The organism is Solibacillus sp. iso_87, assembly GCF_056173085.1.
On the sequence record NZ_CM149656.1, the window covers coordinates 3,661,312 to 3,684,841 of the forward strand.

General features: G+C 37.6%; 21 protein-coding genes. 4 read left to right on the forward strand and 17 right to left on the reverse strand.

Features of this window, described 5'->3' with window-relative positions; all coding sequences use genetic code 11:
* Positions 1 to 95 precede the first annotated feature (95 nt).
* The 11 genes from zupT to hflX all read right to left on the reverse strand — a co-directional run bounded on the left by zupT (position 96) and on the right by hflX (position 11,989).
* Entirely contained in the window at positions 96 to 917 is an 822-nt protein-coding gene (gene zupT, locus AC0VXV_RS18705) for a zinc transporter ZupT (RefSeq protein ID WP_475529635.1), read from the reverse strand.
* A 144-nt stretch (positions 918 to 1,061) separates the two neighbouring features.
* Complete coding sequence (locus tag AC0VXV_RS18710) at positions 1,062 to 1,655, reverse strand: phosphatase PAP2 family protein (RefSeq protein WP_475529636.1); 594 nt, start codon at positions 1,653 to 1,655, stop codon at positions 1,062 to 1,064.
* 125 nt (positions 1,656 to 1,780) lie between these two features.
* Positions 1,781 to 2,113 (reverse strand): antibiotic biosynthesis monooxygenase family protein, encoded by a 333-nt coding sequence (locus AC0VXV_RS18715; RefSeq protein ID WP_475529637.1) that lies wholly within the window; start codon positions 2,111 to 2,113, stop codon positions 1,781 to 1,783.
* Positions 2,114 to 2,177: 64 nt separating this feature from the next.
* Entirely contained in the window at positions 2,178 to 3,215 is a 1,038-nt protein-coding gene (locus AC0VXV_RS18720; protein ID WP_475529638.1) for a siderophore ABC transporter substrate-binding protein, read from the reverse strand.
* A gap of 183 nt (positions 3,216 to 3,398) precedes the next feature.
* Positions 3,399 to 4,166 (reverse strand): iron ABC transporter ATP-binding protein, encoded by a 768-nt coding sequence (locus AC0VXV_RS18725; protein ID WP_008405841.1) that lies wholly within the window; start codon positions 4,164 to 4,166, stop codon positions 3,399 to 3,401.
* A complete protein-coding gene (locus AC0VXV_RS18730; RefSeq protein ID WP_079523339.1) occupies positions 4,163 to 5,119 on the reverse strand; it encodes an iron chelate uptake ABC transporter family permease subunit in 957 nt (318 codons plus the stop codon). Before AC0VXV_RS18730 ends, AC0VXV_RS18725 begins: the two co-directional genes overlap by 4 nt.
* Positions 5,106 to 6,062: an ABC transporter permease gene (locus AC0VXV_RS18735; RefSeq protein ID WP_475529639.1), complete on the reverse strand. Its 957-nt coding sequence runs from the start codon at positions 6,060 to 6,062 to the stop codon at positions 5,106 to 5,108. Before AC0VXV_RS18735 ends, AC0VXV_RS18730 begins: the two co-directional genes overlap by 14 nt.
* A 463-nt stretch (positions 6,063 to 6,525) precedes the next feature.
* Positions 6,526 to 7,635, reverse strand: a complete 1,110-nt coding sequence (gene menC, locus AC0VXV_RS18740; RefSeq protein WP_475529640.1) for an o-succinylbenzoate synthase — start codon at positions 7,633 to 7,635, stop codon at positions 6,526 to 6,528.
* A gap of 47 nt (positions 7,636 to 7,682) precedes the next feature.
* Positions 7,683 to 8,516 carry a GNAT family N-acetyltransferase gene (locus tag AC0VXV_RS18745; RefSeq protein WP_475529641.1) on the reverse strand — a complete coding sequence of 278 codons (834 nt, stop codon included), beginning with the start codon at positions 8,514 to 8,516 and terminating at the stop codon, positions 7,683 to 7,685.
* Between the two features lie 401 nt (positions 8,517 to 8,917).
* Entirely contained in the window at positions 8,918 to 10,402 is a 1,485-nt protein-coding gene (locus AC0VXV_RS18750; protein WP_475529642.1) for a peptide MFS transporter, read from the reverse strand.
* Positions 10,403 to 10,711: 309 nt separating this feature from the next.
* Entirely contained in the window at positions 10,712 to 11,989 is a 1,278-nt protein-coding gene (gene hflX / locus AC0VXV_RS18755) for a GTPase HflX (protein WP_475529643.1), read from the reverse strand.
* A 135-nt stretch (positions 11,990 to 12,124) separates the two neighbouring features.
* Here hflX and AC0VXV_RS18760 point away from each other — a divergent pair, with 135 nt between their 5' ends.
* The 4 genes from AC0VXV_RS18760 to AC0VXV_RS18775 all read left to right on the forward strand — a co-directional run bounded on the left by AC0VXV_RS18760 (position 12,125) and on the right by AC0VXV_RS18775 (position 17,372).
* Positions 12,125 to 13,288 carry a class I SAM-dependent methyltransferase gene (locus AC0VXV_RS18760; protein ID WP_475529644.1) on the forward strand — a complete coding sequence of 388 codons (1,164 nt, stop codon included), beginning with the start codon at positions 12,125 to 12,127 and terminating at the stop codon, positions 13,286 to 13,288.
* Positions 13,289 to 13,489: 201 nt separating this feature from the next.
* Positions 13,490 to 14,110 carry a DUF47 domain-containing protein gene (locus AC0VXV_RS18765; RefSeq protein ID WP_008405849.1) on the forward strand — a complete coding sequence of 207 codons (621 nt, stop codon included), beginning with the start codon at positions 13,490 to 13,492 and terminating at the stop codon, positions 14,108 to 14,110.
* Between the two features lie 19 nt (positions 14,111 to 14,129).
* The gene (locus AC0VXV_RS18770) at positions 14,130 to 15,146 is read left to right on the forward strand and encodes an inorganic phosphate transporter (protein WP_413079742.1); all 1,017 of its coding nucleotides are present in this window, start codon (positions 14,130 to 14,132) and stop codon (positions 15,144 to 15,146) included.
* 108 nt (positions 15,147 to 15,254) lie between these two features.
* Positions 15,255 to 17,372 carry an MMPL family transporter gene (locus AC0VXV_RS18775; protein ID WP_475529645.1) on the forward strand — a complete coding sequence of 706 codons (2,118 nt, stop codon included), beginning with the start codon at positions 15,255 to 15,257 and terminating at the stop codon, positions 17,370 to 17,372.
* 471 nt (positions 17,373 to 17,843) lie between these two features.
* On the opposite strand, the gene AC0VXV_RS18780 is transcribed toward AC0VXV_RS18775, so the two are convergent.
* The 6 genes from AC0VXV_RS18780 to AC0VXV_RS18805 form a co-directional block, all read right to left on the reverse strand.
* Positions 17,844 to 18,068, reverse strand: coding sequence for a hypothetical protein (locus AC0VXV_RS18780; protein ID WP_475529646.1), 225 nt, complete (start codon positions 18,066 to 18,068; stop codon positions 17,844 to 17,846).
* Between the two features lie 20 nt (positions 18,069 to 18,088).
* Positions 18,089 to 18,553, reverse strand: a complete 465-nt coding sequence (locus AC0VXV_RS18785) for a hypothetical protein (RefSeq protein WP_475529647.1) — start codon at positions 18,551 to 18,553, stop codon at positions 18,089 to 18,091.
* A gap of 109 nt (positions 18,554 to 18,662) precedes the next feature.
* Positions 18,663 to 19,751: an AI-2E family transporter gene (locus AC0VXV_RS18790; RefSeq protein ID WP_475529648.1), complete on the reverse strand. Its 1,089-nt coding sequence runs from the start codon at positions 19,749 to 19,751 to the stop codon at positions 18,663 to 18,665.
* A 148-nt stretch (positions 19,752 to 19,899) separates the two neighbouring features.
* Positions 19,900 to 21,603, reverse strand: coding sequence for a M3 family oligoendopeptidase (locus AC0VXV_RS18795; protein WP_475529649.1), 1,704 nt, complete (start codon positions 21,601 to 21,603; stop codon positions 19,900 to 19,902).
* A 166-nt stretch (positions 21,604 to 21,769) separates the two neighbouring features.
* A complete protein-coding gene (locus AC0VXV_RS18800; protein ID WP_475531499.1) occupies positions 21,770 to 22,348 on the reverse strand; it encodes a methyl-accepting chemotaxis protein in 579 nt (192 codons plus the stop codon).
* A gap of 326 nt (positions 22,349 to 22,674) precedes the next feature.
* Complete coding sequence (locus tag AC0VXV_RS18805) at positions 22,675 to 23,394, reverse strand: YebC/PmpR family DNA-binding transcriptional regulator (protein ID WP_339196418.1); 720 nt, start codon at positions 23,392 to 23,394, stop codon at positions 22,675 to 22,677.
* Positions 23,395 to 23,530 lie beyond the last annotated feature (136 nt).

A 23,530-nucleotide genomic window follows, 5' to 3' on the forward strand; every position in this document is an offset into this window, starting at 1 on the left:
TTCAACCGATAGGCTCCAAAGCTTTAGTCTCAATACTTTAAAAAGCCAGCATGCTCCTTATAGGAGATGCTGGCTTTTTCGTGAAGTAATTACAATTAAGTTAACATTACTAAACTGATGGCCATAACTGCCATACCTGCTATTAATCCGTAAATAGACGAATGAGCTTCATCATATTTTTTAGCAGCCGGCAACAGCTCATCAATCGATATAAATACCATAATACCTGCAACACCAGCAAAAACAATACCGAACAATGTATCTGTCATAAATTGCATTAGTACTAAGTAGGCAATAAACGCACCTAACGGCTCTGACAAACCAGAGGCGAACGACCATTTAAATGCCTTCATACGCTTCCCTGTTGCATAAAAAATAGGAATGGCTACTGCAATACCTTCCGGGATATTATGAATGGCTACCGCAATTGCTATCGCGATTCCGACATTCGGATCTTGAAGTACCGCCATAAATGTTGCAATACCTTCCGGGAAGTTATGAATCGCAATTGCGAGCGCTGTAAATAATCCCATTTTCATGAGGCGGTCTGCTTCTACATCTTCATTCCCGATTAATTGAGCTTTTTGAACATCTTCTACAGACTTTACTTCATGCGGATTTTTCCCTTTCGGAATAAAGCGGTCGATTAAGGCAATTACAAGCATCCCTCCGAAAAAGCCGATGATGGTGTACCAATACCCTATTGTTTCCCCATGAACGTTTACTAATGCGTCTTTCGCTTTTACAAAAATCTCTACAAGCGATACATAAATCATAACCCCCGCCGAAAAGCCTAATGCAACCGAAAGAAACTTCTTATTTGTGCGTGTTGTAAAAAAGGCAATCAAACTGCCAATACCAGTAGCAAGCCCTGCAAATAATGTTAAGCCTAACGCTAATAATACATTCTCATCCATACTATTCTCCTTCTTTATAATTCTTTTCTCACATTATACGCACAATGTTTCCTTTGTGCAACTTTTTTTAATACGGAAAATCTTATGCAGCAAACCAAATCAAGTTCTAAAAAAGGGATTCCTACATTAGGAATCCCATTGGTTCTATTTATGCTTTTTTGACTCATACCATAATACGCTTATGATAAACCAAGTATACCCGATACTCCACCCTGCTAAAACATCCGTTGCATAGTGACGACCTTCCGCTATACGTGATAAACCTATTAAAAAAATAAGGGCTAGTATTATACCGTATGTAGTAAATTTCCACTTCTTGTTTTTCAACCACTTCGAAATCAAATATGCCAGCGTTAAAAAGAATAATACACTAATTTGCGCATGACCGGAAGGAAAACTAAACGACGAAAGCTGATCTTCAATTTCCGGACGTGGTCGTGCAAAAATACGCTTTAAAAGTTGGTTTAGACCATTTCCAACACCAACTGTAAGCAGCACAAAGAGCACACCGCGAAAATCTTTCTTAAAGATTGCTAAATACAGCAGCAAAATAACGGTTGCCACTATGATAAACTTTAATTCTCCTAAATTGTGAAATACAATAATAAAACTATTCCCAAATAATAATGAGCGGATTTTTAAATCGAACGCCTCGAAGGTTGGTGTATCAAAATTTAGTGCAATAATGATAAACATTACCAATGTAACTAGCGCAAAAAATGAAACTCTCTTTTTCAAACAAACACCCACTTTCTTCAGTCAAACTGTTACTTTACTTACCCTATTATTATATGTAATATACAAAAAATAAAAATCCACTTTGCCAAAAAACTCTGCAAAGTGGATTTCCTCTTAAACACCCATTATTCCACAACTGTGTAATTTCCATGCTCCATCGAAATAACGAAGTCCGGTTTTGGTGGTTTTCCTGCATGCTCTTTGATTTTCGCTTTATGGCCTGCAATATGCTCCGGACTCTTCTCCCATGCTTTCCATGCATCCTCCGATTCCCAACGAATAATCATTACAACTTCCTCTTCACCACGTCGCACATTTTTTACAAGCAGTTCACGGCCAATAAATCCTTCACGTAGTTCAAGCATCGATGGACCTTGACCAGGTTTTTTGCTAAAGCGCTCGATAATTTTAAGCGAGTTGCCTTCTGTTACGATCCATTTGCGAATTTGTACGAACATTTTAAATCCCCTCTCTTTTAAAAAGGCATGCCTCTACTTGAGAGACATGCCATCTTTAATTATATTATTTTAATTCGTTTAAGATTTCATCTAATTTTTCTGCTTCAGTTGTTACACCGTTAGAAGAGAAGTACCAGTTTACGCCATCAAGGTAAACGATTTTGCCTTCTTTGTAAGCACGCGTTTGTTTGATGATATCGTTTTCGATGTCAGCTTTGATTGTTTCTACATCAGACGCTGTACGGTCGATGATTAATAATACTTCTGGGTCTACAGAAAGAATTGACTCATACGAGAAGTCAGAACCGTGTGATGAAGCTTTGATCTCAGTTGTTGATGGTTTAAAACCAAAGTCATTGTATACGTACGCGAAACGAGAATCTTCACCGTTGTCGAAACCAGAGATTTTTTTGTCGTTGTACATTGCTACTAATGCATTTTCATAACCAGCTGCTTTTTCTTTAACAGCATCAACTTTTTCTTGTAATGCAGCTTTTAACTCTTCAGCTTTTTCTTGTTTTCCGAAGATTTCAGCAGCTAAGTCAACTGATTCGTATACACCTTCAACATAGTTTGAGTTATCAGAACCGATGAATACTACGTTCGGTGTAATTTCTTTTAATTCTTCATAGAAAGAACCTTGACGACCTGAGATGAAGATTGCATCCGGGTTAGCAGCTGCTACTTTTTCGAAGTCGATTTGTTTTAAAGAACCAACATCAGTAATTGAATCATTTAAATATTTTTCTTTTAAATGCTCTGGGAAGTTACCTTTACCGCCGTTAGCAGCAATACCAACGATACCTTCAACACCTAATGCATCAAGTGTATCTAAGAAACCGTAGTCAAATACTACGATGTTTTTTGGCATTTCTTCAAATGTTACATCTTCAAAAGTAAGGGATTTACCGTCTTCTGTTTCACTACCCGCTGATAATGGAGATACTGTCATTGGGAAAGCTGGAGCTTCCGTAGATGAAGTTGTTTCTTCTGTTTTAGCTGGTTCGTTCGCTTCATCTTTTGTAGATGATTCTTCGTCTGAACCACAAGCTGCTAACATTAATGTTAATGCTGCTGCCGTTAAAAATTTCCACTTTTTCATTGTTACTTTTCCTCCTAATGTTCTCTCAAGCGAGAGTGATAATCGTTTTCAATTAACTAACGTTAGTGTAAATCAACTGTACATACTTGTCAATGAATATTCTGAAACTAATATTCATTCTCATTTAAATTCATAAAATAAATGCATAAGCGAGCAAACCTATGCATTTATTTCCAATATTATTTAACTATGTGAATTAAAGTATACGCAAATACGACATCCATCTTGTTCTTGCACCGGGATATGCATATCATATACTTCTCGTAATGCTTCTGAGTTAATAATCTCATTTGTTGGACCATCTTTTACAAGGCGTCCATCTTTTAACGCGACAATCCGATCTGAATACACGGAAGCAAAGTTAATATCATGTAAAACAATTACTACAGTTTTGCCCAATTCATCAACAAGCTTGCGTAAAATTTTCATAATCTGAACAGAGTGCTTCATATCCAAGTTGTTTAATGGCTCATCCAATAAAATATATTCCGTATCCTGAGCAATTACCATTGAGATAAAGGCACGCTGCTTTTGACCACCAGATAGTTCATCTAAAAACTTATGCTCCATCTCGCCCAATGTCATATATTCAATCGCACGGTCAATATGCTGTTCATCTTCTGGAGTCAGACGACCTTTCGAATATGGATAACGACCAAATGATACCAGCTCACGAACAGTTAAACGCACATTTAAATGGTTTGACTGGCGTAAAATTGCTACACGCTTCGCAAAATCATTGGATTTCATTTTTTTAACATCACTTTGATCTAAAAATACTTCTCCTGTATCTGCATCAAGCAATCGGCTTACCATTGATAATAATGTTGATTTACCTGCTCCATTCGGTCCGATAAATGAAGTGATTGCTTTTGGCTGTATAGTTAATGAGACATCCTCAACGACCGGTTTTTTTCCAAAGCTTTTAGAAAGCCCTTTAATTTCAATCATCCTGCTTTCCTACTTTCCTTTAGTATTAGGTAAATAAAGTAAAGTCCACCGACAAAGTTAATAATAACGCTGATCGTTGTACTTAACTGGAATACATGCAGTACTAAGAACTGCCCACCGACAAGTGCAATAATACTAATTAAACTCGCACCTACTATTAAAACGGAATGCTTGTACGTAGCAAAAAACTGATATGCCAAGTTTGAAACGATTAACCCTAAAAATGTAATCGGACCAACTAGCGCAGTAGATGTTGCAATTAAAACTGAAGATAAAATTAATACTTTTAATACTATTCTATCATAATTTACACCTAAGTTTATTGCATTCTCTCGACCTAGTGACATGACATCTAAATCACGCAATAAACGGTAACCGTATATAAATGCAGCCCCTAAAATAATGACAGCAATGAGCAGCAGCTCTGTTTTCACATTCATGAAACTAGCAAACAAGCGTGTCTGTAAGCTTTCATATTCTACCGGGTCAATTATTACCTGTAAAAATGTTACAAAACTGCCGAGCAATGTTCCGATAATCATTCCGGCAAGTAAAAGCAGGAAAATCGGATGTTTATCTGCCCGGAACAAGAAACGATATAAAATCAAGGCGAAAATTACCATCGCCAAAATTGATAAACCAAAGTTTAAATAACGACTTACTACAAAGATTGACGCAGAGCCTGCAAAGAAGAATATAATCGTTTGCACTACTTCATACATCGAATCGACACCCATCATAGAAGGTGTCAGTAAACGGTTATGTGTAACCGTCTGGAATGTAACGGTTGCATAAGCAATCGCCGTACCAGTTATAACCATTGCCGCAATTCGCTCTAACCGCTTTGGAAAGGCATAACTGAATCCGCCTTGAATATTGTAAAAAGCAAATAACGCAATACACACTAGTGCGATAATTGCTAAGAAGATTAGCTTCGTACTATTTTTTCGCATATGCTTTCCCCCTAAACAACATTACTAAGAAGATCGCACTGCCGATTACCGCAACAGTTGTGTTTACAGGAATTTCAAACGGGTATACTATTAAACGACTTAAAATGTCACACATTAATAGGAATGCTGCACCTAAGAAAATAGTATGTGGAATTGTTTTACGTAAATTGTCCCCCATATATAATGAAACCAAGTTCGGTACGATTAATCCCAGGAAAGGAATAATCCCTACCGTCAAGACAACTGTAGTAGATATAATCGCTACCAGCACTAAACCAAGATTTAATACGGTACGATAGCTTAAGCCAAGATTTTTGGCGAAATCTTCACCCATACCAGCCACTGTAAACTTATTGGCATATAAGTACGCAAGGAAAATTGCAGGTACTGCTATATAAAGTAATTCATAGCGACCTGATACAACAAGCGTAAAGCTACCTAGAAAGAATGTATCTACACTTTGTAACACATCTGCCTCATACGCAAGAAATGTTGAAATGGCACCAATAATATTTCCATACATAATCCCGATCAGGGGTACAAAAATAACGTCCTTGAATTTAATGCTTTCAAGAAGACGCATGAAAACCATCATACCGATCAGTGCAAATGTAAAGCTGAAGATAATCTTCTCCATATATCCTACACTTGTAAAAAATATCATTGATACAACGATACCTAGCTTTGCCGCATCGAGTGTACCAGACGTTGTCGGCGATACGAATTTGTTACGGCTTAAGCTTTGCATAATTAATCCAGAAATACCCATCCCTGCCCCGGCAAGTATAATTGCCATTAATCGTGGTACTCGACTCATTAAGAAAATCTGCATTTTATCTGATTCCCAATCTAATAAATCAGATGGCTTAATATCGATCGCACCAATAAATAATGATAAAAAGGACAGAACGATGGTCGCTACTACGAGCATCCAAAGTCTCATTACATTCTCCCACTATTCTATATATATTTTAGATTTTTATATAATACGTAAATTCTAAATGAAAATGAGAATCATCTCTTTCCCTACATCATTATATAATTGCTAATAATGAAAATCAAACAGACAATTTATATTAACTTGTATTAAAAGAGGAATAGACTGAAAAATGTATTTTTAGAGCGATTCGCCGTTTTATTTACAACATCCTGTATGTATTCTAGTAGGAAGTAAAAATGAATAGAAAAAGACTGGGACATAACTCAAAAATGCTATTTTTCTCTAGGAGAAAAATAGCATTTTTGCTGTGCGTTAAAAATTGATTTCCATTGCGGAACGCTTTCCGCGGGCGTGGCCTGAGCCTATAGTCTCAGCCGTCACGCTATTCCCGCAGGAGTCGCCCTTCATTTCAATCAATTTTACAAAATATCCATTACTTATTAAGGTTTTTTCTTATCCCTTACAATTACATGCGATATGTTTTTTTATTTACACTGTATTTATTTATTGCTTCGCGATTTACCTTATAGCCAAGCCCTTTTGTTTTGGGAACGGTAATGTAGCCATCTGTTACGGTTACTTCCGGTTGAATAATGTCTTCATGCCAATAGCGTTCAGAAGCAGCGGTATCTCCAGGCATTGTAAAGTTTGCAAGACTTGTCAGTGCTACATTTTGTGCACGGCCGATACCCGCTTCCAGCATTCCCCCGCACCAAACAGGAATATGGTGTTCCATGCAGTAGTCATGAATACGCTTCGCCTCACTAATACCGCCAACTCGCGCAATTTTAATATTTATCACCTGACAGCTGCCTAGTTGAATCGCTTTTCTCGTATCCTCTAAAGATGTGATACTCTCATCTAAACAAATCGGTGTCTTTATTTGTTTTTGCAATACGGCGTGATCGATGAGGTCATCATGGGCTAATGGCTGCTCAATCATCATTAAATTGAATGCATCCAGCTCTTTCAAACGATCGATGTCAACCAATGTATACGCAGAGTTTGCATCTGCCATTAAAGGAATTGCCGGGAATGCTTGCCGTATTGTTCGGATCAGCTCAATATCTTTTCCCGGTTTAATTTTTACTTTAATTCGCTTATAACCTTCATCCAAAAACTGCTGAATTGTATCGATCAGCTGTTCATCTGTAGGCTGTAAACCGATGCTGATTCCTACTTCAATTTTTCCCTGGACTCCTCCAACAGCCGTTGCCAGCGATTGGTTCGTCAATTGAGCATAAATATCCCACACCGCTCCTTCAATTGACGCTTTCGCCATGTTATTGCGTCGAATCGTACGGAATAGCTCATACACATCATCCGGATGCTTCAATTCTTTCCCGAGTAATGCGGGGATTAAAAAATCATCCAATAAATGAAGTGAAGTTTTAAATGTTTCTTCTGTATAGGAAGGCTCTTCAAATGCAACCCCCTCACCCCAGCCGACTACGCCACTTTCATCCATCGCTTCCACAACTAAAAAACGCTTGTCTTGCATGGTACCTAAGCTTGTCGTAAATGGAGTCTTCATTCGCATCACTATTTCATGTATTGTCACTTCTACTAATTTCATCTTTGTTGCTCCTAATAATATTTAGCTGCGGCATCATTCACTCCTAATTAAAGAGCAAATAATGAACGCTTTACAAGTAAGTAATGGCTAATATTATCATCTATTTTGTTTAAATAAATTATCTTATAATTTCGGTCAAACATTGCCTGTAAAATATGTCTTGTTTTATAACGCCAATCTTCTGCTAAAGCAACGCTTTCCACTTTGATTTTCTGGAAATTCGTAGGGATAGGTAACAGATAGGCATCATGAATAAGCGCCTCTTCTTTATCAAACTTTTGCTCCGGATCCAATGTCGGAAGGCCCACCATATTCTCTTCCCAATTAACTACCGGCTTTGCTTCATCCAGTAATTCTTCCACTTTTGCATCCCAGCGCAAGTAATCATTATCAACAAGTTGCCATTCTACACAAAGACGGTCTGTAGGCAGTACCCGATTGAACGGGTCTTCCATTTCACCGTAGCAATTTTCTATATAAGTATCGCTATAACTACGCAACTTTGAAAAGTTCAAAAATCCGCTGCGCGCTTCAAGTGGATCAAATGTCCAGCGGCAAGTTCTGTAACCGCGCTCTATTGCGATATCCTTTAAGTAATTTTTAAGCAGTTCTCCAACGCCTTGCTCTCGATAATTACGCTTCACACCAATCATATGGGAATATAAGTATATATTCTCATCCATATATCCAGGGCAACTATAGTTAAAACCAATTATTTCATCATTTAAATATGCACCGAGTACAATCCCGCCATTGCGAATCGTCGCAATTGTTTGATGTACTGGAATGCTGCCGACAGCCCAAATTTCATGTTCTAGCTTACGTGCCTCTTCAATTTGTTCAATTGTCGTTAATTCTTTAATCGTCACTGATTCTAACATAATTCTGCCTCCCCTATAGTTACTTTTCTTCATACTTAAAAACGCCTTGCTTTACTTAGTGTCTTTCCGCAATCATGCTTTGTTGCATGATTTTTGAAAAAGATGTGTAACCATCGGGAATGTTCTACATATATCGGTTACCCCGGTTATTTTCGACCAAATGTTGCGAAATTAACCCAAATGGGTCTCTTTCGGCAAAAGTTTTTGACAATCGCTGAAAGAAGTTAATGTGAAGAATCGATACTTCCTTACTGAAAGAATTCATAGCGCTTCATTAAGTATCATCCCAATCCCATTATATACCACATACTACCTTTTTAAGTAGTTAACTTTTATTATTCCTTATTGACCAAAAGAAAAAACCTTTATTTACAGTAATTCTGCAAATAAAGGTTTGAAAATTATTTAATACCGCGCATTGCTCTAGAGATGATTGGCGAAATCAGGAGAATAATAACCCCTAATACAACCGATAAACCACCTAATACACCGAAGTAAGTTGTTTCAGATACGATTCCGTAAATTCGAACTAACTGTGCGTTAATTGCTTGTGCAGCAGCTGATGCTAAGAACCATAACGCCATTGTTTGGCCTGCGAATGCAGCTGGTGCCAATTTCGTTGTAGCTGATAAACCAACTGGTGAAAGCAATAGCTCACCTAATACTAACAAGAAGATTGAGAATACAACCCAAAGTGGGTTTACTAACGTATCTTCCGGAGTTAAAACGATTGCTGCAATCATTACGAAGAATGAAATACCTGCAAAGAATAAAGATAAAGCAAATTTCTTCGGAGTTGATGGTCCGCGATCCGCTAATTTCGTCCACATAAACGCAAACATTGGCGCTAGAACAATGATGAATAACGGGTTAAATGACTGGAACCATGCAGCCGGAATTTCAAAGCCCCATAAATTTAAGTTTGTACGAGTATCAATGAACGTTGCAATAACTGTTGAAGATTGTTCAGCAATTGCCCAGAACATTACCGCACAGATGAATAATGGGATATATGCTAATAGACGAGATTTTTCGTCTGCATTTGTTTTTGGACTACGATACATATAAATAATAAATAACGTAGGAATCATTACACCTAAGAATGTAATTAATAATGAGAAGTTCTCAATGCTTGCGTTACCTGTTTGGTAAGCTACAAAACCTAAGATTACAATAATCAAACCACCGATTGTGAAGTTACGAGTTGTCGTTTTCTTCTCTTTATCAGAAAGTGGGTTTGGTGCTACAGAACCTGCTAAACCAAGGCTCTTTTGCGACATTAAGTAAACAACTAAACCAATGAACATACCTACTGCAGCAACACTGAATCCTGCATGGAAGCCCCAGTTTTTTTGGAATAAACCAACTAATAAAGGTGCCAGGAAACCACCCATGTTGATACCCATATAGAAAATAGAGAATCCTGAATCACGACGTGCATCATTATCTGCATACAAGTCACCAACTACTGATGAAACGTTTGGCTTTAATAAACCAGTACCAATGATGATAAAGAACATCGATAAGTATAATGCTGTTACACCAAGCGGCAAGGCCAATAATATATGACCAATCATAATTAATATTCCGCCATAGAATATCGCTTTACGCATACCAGTAATACGGTCAGCGATCCACCCGCCGATAATACCTGACATGTAGATTAATGAACCGTAAATCGACATGATGATGTTAGCTTGTGTACGATCTAGTCCTAATCCACCATCTTTAACTGCATAGTACATGTAGAATAGTAGAATGGCACGCATACCATAATATGAAAAACGTTCCCAAAACTCTGTAAAGAATAGTGTAAACAACCCTTTAGGTTGACCGACAAAACCAGTTTGAGGAACGGACTTCACAATTTCTTCTTTTGAATACATTTGAAATCCTCCCGATTAATAAATATTCTGAAAATAAAATCCGTCGTCTGTTGTCTGACATTTGAAATAATATACTTGAACACTTTAGCCTAATAGTTGATTAAAATCAACAAATAATCAAAATGTTATAATTTTGCGTTTTTTCGTTATTTTCAGACAAATAAAATAAATTAGCACAACAGGATTTTTGTATTATAAAACAATTAATTCAGTAAATAAATTATTTTGACTTTTCATATAGGCAAAAGTAAAAAGAAAAAGCTAGAGTACGATGCAACTGCAACGTACTTTAGCTTGCTTAGTTCTTTATTACTTTACTACATAAGTTTCATACTTCTGATAATCCACTTCTTTAAGTTCAAGAGTTAATAATGTACCCTCTTCTTCATATTCCATTTCCAAAACAGTTGCCTGCTCATTTAAATAGGAAACAATTCCACCCTGATTATATGGAATAAGCATTTGACATGTAACATAATTAGCAAAAATTTGTTGTTTAATTTGCTGAAGTAACTCTTCCAGACCTACATCTTCCTTTGCAGAAAGCCAAATATTGTCCCCGCTAACTAACGGATATTCCACATCAGCCAAGTCGGATTTATTGTATACATAGATAGTAGGAATATTTTCAACATCAATTGCTTTTAATGTTTCATTCGTTACTTCCATCATAAAGCGGTATTCCTCATTTGAAACATCGACAACGTGCAGCAGCAAGTCGGATTCTCGTGCTTCTTCCAGTGTCGATCGGAATGCTTTTACTAAGTGATGCGGCAGTTTACTAACAAAACCAACCGTATCAGTCAGTAAAAAGGATTTATTATCTTCCAGTTCAATATTGCGGACCGAAGTTTCAAGTGTCGCGAACAACATATCCTTTTCAAATACTTGCTTCGTATCATCCTGCCCCGCCTTCGCAAGTAACTGGTTCATAATCGTGGACTTCCCTGCATTTGTATAACCGACAATTGATACGACAGGTACTGCATTTTTACGGCGTTGCTTCCGCTGTGTTTCACGCTGTTCTTTAACGGATTCAAGCTCTTTCTTGATTTTCGAAATCTGATCTTCAATTTTACGACGGTCAAGTTCAAGTTTTGTTTCCCCTGCACCACGGTTTTTAAAGCCGCCGCCTGTTCCTCCCCCTTGACGGGACAGTGAAGCATGGAGCCCAACTAGGCGCGGAAGCATATACTGTAATTGAGCGAGCTCTACTTGTAATTGCGCTTCACGTGTTTTTGCACGGCGGCTGAAAATATCTAAAATCAGCATTGTACGGTCAATTACTTTGCATTGCAAATCACGTTCTAAATTACGGATTTGTGATGGTGAGAGTTCATCATTAAAAATAACGATGTTGGCATCCGTTTCATCAAAGAACGCCTTAATTTCTTCAATCTTTCCTGTACCTACATAATGTGAAGGTGTCACACGTTCCAGATTTTGCGTCACCATGCCGACAACTTCTACATCTAAAGCTTGTGCTAAATTTGCCAACTCTTCCATTGAGTAATCAAAATGCTCATCCTTTTGTAAATTGACGCCAACTAATATACCGCGTTCAATTAATACTTCAACATCTTTCAAATTTTTGCCTCCTTGCTACCATCTATAGTTTTTCCCCATCGTAACATACAATTCAAAAGCCTGTACAATGACAACATATAAGCGCATTATGATACTATAGGGACACATTATTTTTAAAAAGAAAAGGCGGTTTTTATGGAATTCGAACAAATGAAAGTGCAGCTTCATGCACTCATTTCTAATAAAACACTACTTCAAGCAACTATTAGCCAGCCACGTCAAAAATCCAGTGACTTAAAACGGGTCAAAATCAAGCCCGTAGAAATTCGTGGAGAATATATGATCCAGCTGGAATATCAATATGAGCGCATTTTAAAGCATGAAAATATTACAGTGGATGATTTAGCCTCGAAGCTCGATGCTCTTTTAGAACAGTTCCGTCAAGTACATGCTGAGTTTCAGGAGCAGACAGTACAAGTGCAACTCTCGAAGAAAAATAAAGTGCTTTGGAAATCTGATCAAAATGCTACAACTAAACAAGTGAACTTATCCCATAACCGAAAAAAACAATATCTATTGGATGATTCCCGTATTCACACGTTTTTAGTCCGTTTAGGAGTGCAGTCAGAGGATGGGAAAATAAAGAAACAGAAATATGATAAGTTTAAACAAATCAATCGCTTTGTTGAGTTTATCGATGATTCTTTAGCCCATTTACCGAAAGACAAAACGATTCGCATACTAGATTTCGGTTCAGGTAAATCCTATTTAACATTCGCTTTGTATCATTACTTAAAAATTGAAAAGGGTCTTGATATACATGTCACAGGCCTTGATCTTAAAAAGGAAGTAATTGAGGAATGTAATCGGATTGCGAGAGATTTACAATATGAAGATCTTCAGTTTTTAGTTGGGGATATTAATGACTTCAATGAAGAAGCTGCTGTAGATATGGTCGTAACCCTTCATGCTTGTGATGTTGCTACAGATATGGCATTAGCCCGTGCAGTAAAATGGGGCGCAAAAGTTATTTTAAGTGTTCCTTGCTGTCAACATGAGCTGAACCGACAGTTGCAGACACCTGCATTATCGATTATGACACAGCATGGTTTAGTGAAGGAGCGCTTTGCCGCATTAGCTACGGATTCAATTCGAGCTGAACTATTATCACTTGTCGGCTACGATACTCAATTATTGGAATTTATCGATATGGAAAACACTCCAAAGAATATTTTAATACGTGCTTATTTCACCGGGAAGAAGCCAACAAGTGAACAGCGATTAAAGTATGATGAATTTGTGCGCTTTTTAAATGCGAAACCATTTTTGGAAAATGAGCTACAAAATTTACTATCATAGCAAAATAGTTTTCTCGTTTCATTGTATTTTTTCTATTTTTCGACTAAAAATAATTACTTATTCAATTTTTCCTTTTGTTACAGAATTGTAAAGATTGATAAGGTTAGAGTAAAATTTGTATAGATTTTTTTAAGTTTTTGTTATGATAATTTAGGTTAATTTTTAAAATTATTTTAATTATATATATCCAGGAGGCATTCCATGTTTAGTTCAAAGAAGCAAGATCCGTTTTTCTCAGCGTTATTGAAAATTGCTGAAAATATGCGTGAAGGTATCCATTATGCAAATGATTTCCGCATTGAAACGGTTGCAGACTTAAAGGAAATTAGCATTCGTATGAAACAATACGAAACAGCAGGTGATAAATTAATTCATGAATTAATCGTCATGCTTAATAAATCATTTATGACGCCAATTGAGCGTGAAGATATTTTGTCATTAGCAATTCGTATGGATGATGTGTTAGATGGCGCAGAAGGTACGATTGCACATTTCGAAATGTTTTCATTAACAGAAATCGATGAATCGATGCGCGATTTCCTAGCCTATATCGCCAAATCTACTGATGAAATCGTTAAAGCGATGGAACTGTTAAACAAAAAAGATCTTGTTGGAATGCGCCAACACGCAATTTTAATTAAAGATTATGAGCGTGAATGTGATGAAGTTTTACGTTCTTCTATTAAAAAGCTGTTTTTAAACGAAAAAGATCCTATTCGTCTAATTAAATTCAAAGATATTTATGAGCAGTTAGAAGAAATTGCCGACTACTGTCAAACAGTTGCTAACACAATCGAAACAATCATTATGCGTAATGCGTAATTAATGAGGAGTCCTTTTAATGAATACACTACTTATCATTACTGTCTTAGTAGTCTTTTTTGCACTTGCATTTGACTTCATTAATGGTTTTCATGACACGGCAAATGCGATTGCAACGTCCGTTTCAACACGTGCGCTACCTCCTCGAGTAGCGGTAATCATGGCAGCGTTTATGAATTTCTTGGGTGCCATTACATTCGTGGGTGTTGCAAAGGCGATTGCGTCAGATATTGTTGACCCGTTTGCATTATCTACTCCCGATGCACCATTAATCGGTACTGTTGTGATATTGGCCGCTCTGTTATCGGCGATCACTTGGAACTTAGTCACTTGGTATTTTGGAATTCCATCAAGTTCTTCTCATACATTGATCGGTTCGATTGCAGGTGCTGCCATTGCAGCATCTGGAATCGGGGTTTTAAACTATAGCGGATTCACAAAAATCATCATTGCTTTATTAGCATCACCAATCATTGCGATTTGTGCCGGTTATATAATGATGACAATAATGAAATTCATTTTTAAGAATATGAACCTATATAAAACAAATAAAGGTTTCCGTATTATGCAAATTTTCACTGCTGCCATTCAATCATTTACCCACGGAACAAACGATGCTCAAAAGGCGATGGGTATTATTACGATGGCGCTTATTGCAGCGAATTGGCAAACAACGGATGATGTACAAGGTTGGGTACGTTTTGCCTGTGCTTTAGCAATGGGTCTTGGTACATCAATCGGCGGTTATAAAATCATTAAAACAGTAGGCGGCAAAATTATGAAAATCCGTCCTGTAAATGGTGCTGCTGCAGACCTTGCTTCCGCATCCATCATTTTCGGTGCAACATTAATTCACTTGCCTGTATCAACAACACATGTTATTTCTTCTGCAATTATGGGTGTTGGTTCGGCTCAAAATGTAAAAGGCGTAAACTGGGGTATGGCTCGTAAAATTGTCACTACTTGGATTATTACAATGCCTATTTCTGCTGTCATGGCAGCGGTTATTTATACAATATTAAATCTATTCTTTTAGTAAAGAGGAGAGGTATGTTTCGAAACTTTTTTCGGACAAACCTCCCTCTTTTCTTTTTTTCTACGAATCCATTACACTGTATTTATGGAAAAAGAAAGGCGGTAATTTATGAGACAGTTCGCAGCATTCATTACAAAATTCGCAAAACCGATTGTTCTACTATGGTGTGCACTTTTAGTTGTTCTAGCATTTTTTGCGCTTCAACTCCCTTCTAAACTGCAAGGGGATGGGTTTTTCTATGATGGCGACCATTCGTATGTAACGAATGAGCTATCGGATACATTCAATTTACCCGCAAAGACGATTTTTGTACTGTTTGAAAATAAAACGGATGAGGAAATTTCGTCTGCCCTTGAAAGTTTAGAAACAATTGAAGAGATTCAAACAATAACATCTCCTGTAGGTGTCGAAGAATTAAATAAAGACGGCTATGCCTATGGAATGCTGGATTTTGATAATTCAGTGGATGATTACTTCCCAATTATTGATGAGCTGCGTGAAAAGCTCGGTGAAAATAACGGTATTTCCATTACAGGTGAACCGGTTATTTCAAAGGATATTAATGTCGCAAGTCAAAATGATTTAATTAAAGCAGAAACTATTGGTCTTCCGATTGCTTTAATCGTTTTATTGTTAGCATTCGGTACGATCGTCGCTTCTTTACTGCCGATTTTAGTTGGCGGTGCCACGGTTGTCATCACACTTGGTCTATTGGCTCTTTTAGGCGATAGTGTAAACTTATCGATTTTCGTATTAAATATCGTCCCAATGCTCGGGTTAGCTTTAAGTATTGATTTTGCATTGCTGCTTATTAACCGTTACCGTGAAGAACGCATTACACAATCGATTGAGCAGTCAGTTCAAATAGCTATCCAAACAGCCGGACGATCGATTATCTTCTCAGCGCTTTGTGTCATGATCGGACTTGGCGCAATGATTGTAATTGATGTAGAAATCTTCATGAACATCGCGCTTGGCGGATCAATTGTCGTTTTGTTGGCTGTTTTAACAGGGATTACACTTTTACCAGCAACATTGATGCTTCTTGGTGATCGTTTAAATAAAGGCCGTGTTTTCCGTATAAAACCGACTGCCTCTCGTTGGCAGAAGTTCGCTGCCTTTGTTATGAAACGACCTGTTACTATTATAGTTGTGGCAATCATTCTCTTATGTGTTGCAATGGTACCGATTAAAGATATCGAGTTAACGATCCCTTCAACGGAATCATTGCCGGAATCATATGAGTCGCGCCAAACGTTCGATACGCTTGATGAACAGTTTGGGCTCGGCGATAATACACCGGTATTCCTCCTGGCAGAAAGTGAAGATGCCGGTGATTGGGATACGACAGAAGGACGCGAAAAAATATTCGATATTCAGCAGCAGCTGTTGGATGACCCTCTTGTCGATCGTGTAACATCGATGTTTACTGTAGCCAATATTGAATCCGTTGAAATGTGGGAAATGGCAAACAGCAACCCGCAAGCACCCGGTGCACTGGATGAAGTGGCGGAAAACTTTATTCAGGAAGACAAAATGTATATGGTCGCTTATTTAGATGCAGAAGGTTCTTCATTCGAAGCTCAGGATTTTGTACGCGACTGGAGCGAAAAGGATTTAGGTATCGATTTTGCCTTATCCGGTCAAGCGAAGTTCAATCAGGAAATCTTTGATGAGATTGCCGGTAAAGTACTCATTGCCGTTGCGATCATCATTATATCTACATTCTTCATTTTAATGATTGCATTCCGTTCGATTTTAATTCCGTTGAAAGCGATCTTAATGAACATCCTTGGCTTAGGTGCGACATTCGGTATTCTTGTCTACATTTTCCAGTACGGTCATTTCGGTTTGGAAGCGACGACAATTGTATTGATTATTCCGGTGTTGACCTTCTGCCTAGTGTTCGGCTTAAGTATGGACTATGAAGTATTTTTAATCTCCCGTATTCAGGAAGAATATTTAAAAGGGGCAACAAATACGAGGGCAACGGTCGATGGACTTGTATCTACAAGTAAAATCATTACGTCGGCAGCGCTTATTATGATTGTCATTACAGGCGCCTTCGCATTTACGGATGTTATGCCCGTGAAGCAAATAGGAGTCGGTATTGCAATCGCAATCGCCATTGACGCAACAATCATCCGCCTGATGCTCGTTCCAAGTTTCATGAAGCTGTTTGGCGACTGGAACTGGTGGCTGCCTTTTAAAAAGAATACGAGATAATGTTCAATAAATAGTCGTCCGGCCTGTTGTAAGGGTTGGGCGGCTTTTTTTATTCTGTTAGTAGAAGAATTGTCGGGAATATTAAAAGATATTTGGTGGTTATTAAAAACTTCCATAGCTTTTATTAGAAAACCGGGTGAAACGGGTAACGGTTAAGCTGCTTTTTAGTTCAATTGAGGGCTTCCGGGTGACCGAACTTGAGTTTACTAGAACATCTTACGCAGATATTAGAACAACCTGGCAGGATATTAGTACATCCATATCCACTATATTAAATCTCGAAGACTTATTAGCATATTGAGCAAAGATATTAGAAAATCGGACCTTTATTAGAACATTTTAAAATATATTAGAACATTCCACCTGTTTATTAGAAAACAACAACACCGCCCCGCAACCCCAAATAAAGAAATCCCCCGCGCCGCATGCTATCATGCCGACGAAAGGGATTTAGAAATCGAAGCAATAAGCCTAACCTAAATACAGCTGCTCCTCAAACGGAAGCATAACTGAATTTACATCGCTCGACTCTTCACTTTTATTCAACTCGATTTGTTTCGGGTCTTTAGGTTCCCACAACATGTAAAATGCTTGAATTGCAATGACAATCACAATGGATGCTACTAAAATTGTACCGACGATAATTTTGACCATTTTATTTCCGGACATTTCTTTCGATGAATTCTGTTGTGTCATTCTTCAATTCCCTCACTTATCTATTTTGAAAGTCGGAAACCTTCATCACGTAAATAAGCCACAGCGTCTTCACGCGTACCGAAAGATTCCTCTAAATTTCCTTGATGAAAAATATTCCAAGAACGATCGTTAAACTCAAGCTCAAGCTTCGTGCCTTCACGCGATGTCCATGTCTCGACAATCGGTAAGATCTCCTCTTCTTCCTCAGATAAATAGTTGATTGCATCACGCACAATCTCACGTAACGCTTCCTCGCTGTAGTCGCGAATATTAACAAGCCCGTTATCGCCAGCTTCTTTTTCATATTTCAATAAGTCGCCCACGAAAACAAAGCCATTGCCGTTTGGATGCAATTTTTCTACAACGATTGATTTTTCGTAAAGACTTCCTTCAAAGTGATAATTTACACGTTTTAATGAAATCTCCTTTTTAGTCAACTGCGGAAATGATTCAATAATTTCTTGTTTTTGTTCAAATTTTAGCATTGTCTGCTCCTTTTAAATGTCTTTTCAATTAATAAGTATACCGTGTCCGGCGAAAATTAAAAAGCGAAGCATATGCTTGTCACATATGTCCCGCTTCTGATTCTATTTATTACACATTCTTAGTTGCAGTCTCTTTAATCTGTTTACGTTCTTCATAAATATTTTGAACGATAACTTTAATGACGCAGTAAGTAGGGATGGCGATTAAAATTCCGATAAATCCTGCAATATTCCCTGCAGCCAATACAATTGAAATTACTGTTAACGGGTGAATATCCAAAGATCGTCCCATAACATTCGGTGTAATTAAGTTACTTTCAACTTGTTGTGCGACAAGCGTTACAACACCAACCCAAATAATATCAAATGGATCATTAACCAATGCTACAATCACTGCCGGTACAAGGGAAAGCCATGGCCCGATAAATGGAATCATGTTCATGAAAAATGCAAATAAGGCAAGTAATAATGAATACTCCAAGCCAATGATTAAATAGCCGATGTACATCATAATCGCGAGTAAAAAGCTGACCAACACTTGTCCTTGAACGTAGCTTCTTAATACGTTATCAATGTCTTCTAATGTTTTCTTTACCCATGTACGGCTCTCCCCGTTAAATATACCGTAAATTTGAGGAGCGAATTTTTCATGGTCTTTCAACATAAAAATAAAGAAAAATGGTGCTAGTACTAATGTTAATGTTACCGTTACAGCTCCACTTAAGAACGAGACAAGATATTTACTACTTGCGACAGCAATATCTTGTATAGAAGTAGTGACAGATCCTATAAACTCTTCTACTTGCGGTGGCAGCATCGGGATATTTTCCTTATTATCTAAAATAAAATCAGCTGCTTCTTCAATATCCTTAGCGATTGTCGGTGCATTTTCAACAAGTCTGTTTACTTGGTTTGCAATTGGAGAACCGACTAAAACTAAAAAGGTTGCGAATAAACCTGCAATTATAAGGACTATTGTTATTAAACTTCCCCATCTCGGCATACCCCGTTTTTCCAATATACGCTGTAGCGGCTCTGAAATATAATAGAGCACCCCACCAAGTAATAACGGTACAAGGATGGTCGTAAAAATAATGATAATCGGATTAAAAATCGAATGAATTTCAATAAAATATTTGATAATTAATAATGTAATTAGAATACCTACGCCAACTTGGAACCACAGTTTTCTAGTCATCGGCTCACTCTCTTTCTCAAACTTTCTTTTACTTTTAATTTTCACTATAACTATGTACGTTTTAGCATGCCATAAAGCTTCAAAAAATACAAAAAATAAAAAAGGTTTGTTTCGCAAAATAATATTTGCGAAACGCACCTCTTAATTTTTATAGCTCTTTATCGTCGATCGAATTTAAATAGTCTTCGATTGTTCCTACAACTGATTCCACGCAGCCATCGTCAAATGGCGAGATTAAACCCGCTTCCTCAACAAGTTTTGTGAAAGCAAATGAACCGCCAAGGCTACATAAGTGCAGGTAGTCTTTCCAAGCTCCTTCAAAGTCTTCTCGTGAACGTTTCCAGAACTGGAATGCACAAATTTGCGCTAACGTGTAGTCAATATAATAGAATGGAGATGAATAAATATGCCCTTGTCGCTGCCAAATAGCTCCTGATTCTAAATAGTCATGGCCATCATAATCACGATGCGGTAAATACTTCGCCTCGATTTCTTTCCATGCAGCATTGCGCTCAGCTGGTGTCATTTGTGGATTTTCATACACGACATGCTGGAACTCATCGACTGCTACACCGTATGGTAAGAATAGTAACCCGCTGCTTAAGTGCGAGAATTTATACTTATCTGTTTGGTGCTTGAAGAATAGCTCCATCCAAGGCCATGTAAAGAATTCCATACTCATAGAATGGATTTCTGCTGACTCATATGTCGGCCATAAGTATTCCGGAATCCCAATATTTCGGCTAGAATACACTTGGAATGCATGTCCTGCCTCATGTGTTAATACATCAATATCACCAGATGTGCCATTAAAGTTCGAGAAGATGAACGGTGATTCGTAGTCTTCGATAAACGTACAGTATCCGCCGCTTTCCTTACCTTTTTTCGCAACCAGATCCATTAGGTCATGCTCGATCATATAGTTGAAGAACTCGCCTGTTTCTTTTGATAGTTCTTCGTACATTTTTTTACCGTTATTGATAATCCATTCCGGATCACCTTGAGGCACAGCATTTCCTGTTAAGAATGTTAAACCCTCATCATAGAATTTAAAGTCTTCTACACCGATACGTTCTGCTTGGCGCTCGTACAGTTTTGTTGCAAGTGGTACGATATTTTCACGCACTTGCTCCCGGAATTTTGCGACCATCTCTGCGTTGTAGTCAATACGGTTCATATTGACATAACCAAGTTCCACATAGTTTTTAAAGCCTAACTTTGTCGCGATTTCATGACGAAGCTTTACTAACTCATCATAAATCTGATCGAACTTTCCTTTGTTTGAAGCATAGAAATCTGCACTTGCTTCACGTGCCGCTTTACGAACATCACGCTCAGTCGATTCTGCATATGGTCCAAGCTGTGCCAATGTCAAAGTTTTGCCGTCAAATTCAATTTGAGCAGAAGCAACTAGCTTGCTGTATTCAGACGTTAATTTATTTTCCTTTTGCATAAGCTCGATTACTGCAGGCGAGAAACCTTTTAGCAAGTTTTCGGCTAAGGCAAATAACTGCGTACCCCATTTTTCTTCCAGTTGAGCTCGGAATGGCGATTTCACTAGTTCCGTATAGTAATTAAATACAAGCTCATCTGCCATTGGGCTTACTTCATCGAAATGGTCACGCTCTTTTTGGTAATATTCATTATTTGTATCAATTGATGCACGTACATAGACGATATTAGCCATTGTAGAAAATGTGTTGCGAATCGCATTTAATTTTTCGATAACTTCGCTTTGTTCATCTACAGTAGTTGCAGCTTTAAATTCCTCTAATAATGCTGCTGTCTGTTCTTTCATTTGTTCTAAATCTGGACGTTTATAATCAAAGTCTTTAAATGTTACCAAAATCATTCACCCCATCTGTTCACTTCATTCGGAATTCGAAATTCCCTCTTTTATTATTTATGATTATGGCAAAAATTGCAATTATTTTCAGAATATTTATCCAGCTTTATTTTGGGATTAAAGCGATAAAAATATGCAGCCGAGAAAAGGTCTCTGCTGCTTATGCCAATCTTTATATTTTGAACTTATTCATTTCCAATACAACTTGTTGTGAATGGTTATCCAATTCTTCAACCGCTTTTGTTAAATCATCGACTACGAGTGTTTGTTCATCTGAAGCAAGAGCCAAATGTTTTGCATAGTCGGATGTATCATTTACTAAACGGCTCATTTCCTCAGTCGAAGCTAAAATTTGTTCTGCACCTGCTGACATTTGCTCAACAACTGCTGAATCGTCCTGAATTCGATTGTTGACATTCAATACAGAATTTAAAATTTGTTCTAAGCGTTGGCCAATTTCACCTACTGCCATCGTTCCTTCTTTAACATCTGTTGTTGTCATATCAATCTCAACTAGTAAACGATCAGTAATATGCGAGAATTTTTGAAGATGACCTGAAATTTCCTCCGCTGATGTACGGGACATTTCAGCCAGTTTCTTCACTTCATCGGCTACAACCGCAAATCCTTTTCCAGCTTCTCCGGTACGTGCTGCTTCAATTGCTGCATTAAGCGCCAGTAAATTCGTCTGATCCGAAATATTCGTAATGACTGTCACCATTTCTTTAATTGAGTGGAAGTTTTCTCCCATTTCTTTCACTAGCTTAGCCGTATTTTCTACCCCTTGAATCTGGTCATCGCAGCATTACGATGCATCGATATCAACACCTAAATAGGCAATCGTTTCCCCTATAGGCATACATGACACCATTGTATTGGCGTAATTCATTTAATTGTTCACGTAATTCCCAATATTAAATTTATTTTGAATTAAAGATTATTTAAAAGCAACTTCTTTTAGAGAATACTATATTATTAATGAATAATAAGAAAATAGCACTATACATTTCCCGTTAGTTCCCAGCAGGAATTGGAAGCACAAAAAAAGCCCAAAGAATCATCTTTGAGCTTACATTTTTATTCGCCTAAATCAGCATTGTGGTAAACGCGTTGCACGTCTTCCAAATCTTCCAATGCATCAATCATTTTTTCGAATTTCACTAAATCATCACCAGTTAAAGCAACATCTGTCATTGGAAGCATCGTTAACTCTGCTACAGTAAATTCTTCGATGCCTGCACCTTTAAATGCTTCTTGTGTAGCATGGAATTGTTCCGGCTCAACATAAACGATAATTGTGCCTTCTTCGTCCATAATGTCACGCATATCTAAATCCGCTTCCATTAAAATTTCAAGAATTTCATCTTCTGATTTACCTTCAATCCCGAATACAGCTGTATTTTGGAACATATGCGCCGCTGAACCAGATACGCCCATGTTACCGCCATTTTTACCGAATGCTGCACGTACTTCAGAAGCTGTACGGTTTACATTGTTTGTTAATGCATCAACGATTACCATTGTACCTGCGACACCGAAACCTTCATAGCGTAACTCATCAAATTGCTCATCGCCGCCGCCTTTTGCTTTGTCGATTGCTTTTTCAATAATATGTTTTGGTACAGAGTAAGTTTTCGCACGTTCTAAAACTGTTTTCAGTGCACGGTTAGATTCCGGGTTTGGTTCACCTGATTTTGCCGCTACGTAAATTTCACGACCGAATTTAGCATAAATACGACTATTTGCTGCGTCTTTCCCAGCCTTTTTATCTTTAATGTTATTCCACTTACGCCCCATTTTGTTCACTCTCTTTCATACTCTATTAGTAACGTTATTTAAAAACGAAAAAATATATTTAACTTATTTATTATACATAAACTTGAAATAATTTTAAATTACTCTGCATAAAAAAATGTAAAAACCTATAGCACTT